The following is a 3,293-nucleotide window of genomic DNA, read 5'->3' on the forward strand; positions in this document are numbered from 1 at the left end:
ATTTACCATAAAGTTAGTGGTAAGCAGGAAATAGATGAGGAGCAGGAACACTATATCGATCAAGGAAGTCAGGGGAAGCTGTACCTTGTAGCGAGGCCTTTTCTTATAGTGAACGAGCATAAAGAGCTCCCTCCTTTTAACGCCCTTTTGCCACGGACTTCAAAAACATCACAGCACCATCCTGGAGCTGGGCCTCGTATTTATCCACCCGGGAAGAAAGATAGCTGTGGGCCACCATGGTGGGAAGGGCCACAGCCAGGCCCAGGGCGGTGGTTAGCATGGCCTCCCAGATTCCCCCTGCAAGCACAGCCGCATTGACCTTCCCCCCCATTTGCTGGATCACCATGAAGGCCTTTATCATGCCTAGAACTGTCCCTAAAAGCCCCAGCAGGGGGGCAATATTTCCTATAGTAGCAAGGGCCTGAAGGTACCGAGACAACTCTCTTACCTCCTCATCCGTGGCATGAACAATGACGGTTTCCAGGGTCTCACGGTCCTGGCCTTTGACCTCAATGCCCTGAGCGAGCACACGTCCCATTGGTGTGTCGGTCGAACTTGCAAGTTCATAGGCCTGGTGATCTTCACCGTTCTTTATATGTCTCGTTACCTTCTCCACCAGCCCATCACCTCTGATTCGGAGCCGGGAAAAACGGATCAGGCGCTCAAGAAAAATGCCTAATGCCAATACAGAACAAAAAAGGATAGGGCCCACAAGAACCCCGCCTTTTGAAAGGAATTCAATCATAACTACCCCCCATAGGTACTGGCTTGGTCTCCCAATTCCTCCAGAACATCCGGTTTTCCATCAAAATCAAGATCCTTCGCCCGTTTGACCAAGACTTCGGATTGGTCATACTCTTCCCATAAATCTGGCTTTCCGTCTTTGTTTGTGTCCTCTTCGACCCTTATGAGCCGGCCATGGTCATAATAGAACCATATATCGATCCTTCCATCGTCGTTGTTGTCCTTTTCAGCTCGTATAGCTTCTTCCTTTTCATCATAAAACCAGGTAATATTCAGGCGGCCTGTGTGTCCCTCATCCTCTTCACTCCTTACGAGCCTGCCACCCTTATCATAATGCTCTCTTAAGTCCACCTTCCCGTCGTGGTCTTCATCAATCTCCTTTAGCCTCAACACATTATCTCTATAAAAATACCGTGCTTCCACCACACCGTCCATGTCCTGATCAAGCTCCATAACAACAGACCACCCAGGCCGATTAAACCACTGGGTGATCTCAAACCGACCGTCATTATCCTCGTCCCTGAGGAGTTTTATTTTCTCCCCTTTTTTGTAAAATACCTTGAGATCAACCCTTCCGTTTCCGGATTCATCCCTTTCCAGCTTGACAATGTGACCGTCCCGGTAGAACTGCCAGGTATCCATTTTGCCGTCCAGATTTGTATCACCTTCCACCCTTTGTCTTTCTTCCTTTTTGTCAAAAAAGATCTTTGTATCTGGATTACCATCATGGTTCTCATCTCGTGTCTGCAGGTACATTTTTCCCTTGCTGAAAAATGATATGGTTTCCATGTACCCGTCGGCCGTGGAGTCGTACTGCACCTTGACCGGAATGCCTTTGCAGTAAGTGGTAATTCTGTCAATCCTGCCAGTGTGCCTGGTATCTTCCTCGATCTTTTCAGCCATGCCCTCAGAATCAAAATGGGAGAAGACATCCATTCTTCCGTCAAAATTACTGTCCTTTTCCTGGTAGATCGGTTTTCCTCTCTTGAACCGGGTTATTACATCAAAGCGCCTGTCACCATTTGTGTCCTTTTTCTGTTCAACAGGCTCCCCTTTCTCAAACCTGGTAACCAGGTCAGGCCATCCATCATGGTCTTGATCCCTTTTTTGAGTTTCTATCTCGCCGTTTTTATATGTGCAAAAAAGGTCCATTTTTCCATCCCCATCCAGATCGTCGCAAGTTTCCGTGGGAAGACCTTTTTCATCATACTGTGTGATCCTTTCTATATACCCATCTCCGTCTCTATCTACGTCTTTTTCAATGGGCTTTCCATCATCGTACTTTTGCCAGATATTGGGTATTCCATCTTCGTCTGTATCTTTTGTGGACAATATGGGCTTCCCTTTTTCAAACGAATATACGGTGTCAAAGCTCCCGTTCCCTGTGCTGTCCTTCTGGATCTTGACAGGATGTCCTTGTCCATCAAAAAGGATCACCTGGTTGATCCGGCCGGTTTTTGCCGATAGGCTTTCATGTTTGACCCTTTTGCCCTCTTCAAAATAGTCCCGTTTGTCGATCTTTCCGTCGTGATCCGAGTCGCTCTCCACTCTTACCACCTGGCCCCCGGCATAGAATTGAAAGCGATCCATTCGACCATCCCTGTTGCTGTCTATCTCCAGTTTGACAAGATTCCCCTTCTCGTTTAAATGCGCAATCTGGTCAATACTGCCGTCCTTGTCGGTGTCACTTTTGATGAGCCTTGTTTTTGCCAGGGTCAACTCAGGCATCATCAGAGCCAGAATAGCGACGAGAAACCCCAAAAGTAATCTGTTCTTTTCGTTACAGAGAAACAAAGAAACCAACTCCCAATAAAAAAGCCACGAATGGCCTGCGGGCTTCGTTCCCGTTCACCTTCGTGGCTTTTGTTAAGCTATTTTAGGGACTTAAATTGTAAAGACTCTATCCCGCGCCTTCATGACGCAATTGCTATTTTTGATTAAAATAAATAGGGCCAGGTTGTCAATAGATAAGATAACAAGCAGAAGAAAATCGGGGCTGTCCTCAACGGATGATACAGTTCTGAACAAACGGTTCCACCATGGATTTCAGATCTTGGAGCTCGCAATCCGTATACGTGTTATCGTTGTTTTTAAAGAATTCAGGGGACAACACCTTTGTCTGGTGAAAACGCTGCAGTGCATACATCATTGCCCCTTTAATCATCCAGGCGATATTGTATATCTTAGCCTTGTCTATAAAAGGTTTAACACAGGTTGTTCGGAATTCATAGGCAGGTGCCTGTTCCATAATTATTTTGATGCTCTTGGAAATAGTACGGGAAGCAAATTCCCTTCCTGTAAACACTTGGTAACCTGACAGATCCGCCTTGATGTCCATTGCCACATAATCAACCAGTTTTGCTTTAAGTAGTTTTTCAATCACCTCTGGCCTGGTTCCATTGGTATCGAGCTTCACAGCGTAACCTAGCTCCTTGAGTTTCTGGCAAAAGGCAAAAAGGCCTGGTTGTAAGGTCGGCTCCCCGCCAGAGATCACCACGCCATCCAAAAGGCCCTGACGTTGTTTCAGGAAGTTGAGTATAATATTGTTA

4 protein-coding genes are annotated in these 3,293 nt (G+C 46.5%); all 4 read right to left on the reverse strand.

Going from position 1 to position 3,293, the window contains the following annotated elements; all coding sequences use genetic code 11:
- On the reverse strand, positions 1 to 120 hold a 120-nt coding region (locus JRI95_16770; protein MBW2063198.1), incomplete at its 3' end, for a biopolymer transporter ExbD.
- Positions 121 to 136: 16 nt separating this feature from the next.
- On the reverse strand, positions 137 to 745 hold the full coding sequence (locus tag JRI95_16775; protein MBW2063199.1) for a MotA/TolQ/ExbB proton channel family protein: 609 nt from the start codon (positions 743 to 745) through the stop codon (positions 137 to 139).
- A gap of 2 nt (positions 746 to 747) precedes the next feature.
- On the reverse strand, positions 748 to 2,463 hold the full coding sequence (locus JRI95_16780; GenBank protein ID MBW2063200.1) for a hypothetical protein: 1,716 nt from the start codon (positions 2,461 to 2,463) through the stop codon (positions 748 to 750).
- A 283-nt stretch (positions 2,464 to 2,746) separates the two neighbouring features.
- Positions 2,747 to 3,293 (reverse strand): anaerobic ribonucleoside-triphosphate reductase activating protein (locus tag JRI95_16785; GenBank protein MBW2063201.1); only part of this gene is annotated, 547 nt, incomplete at its 5' end.

It is taken from the genome of Deltaproteobacteria bacterium (assembly GCA_019308995.1).
Classification (GTDB): domain Bacteria; phylum Desulfobacterota; class Desulfarculia; order Adiutricales; family JAFDHD01; genus JAFDHD01.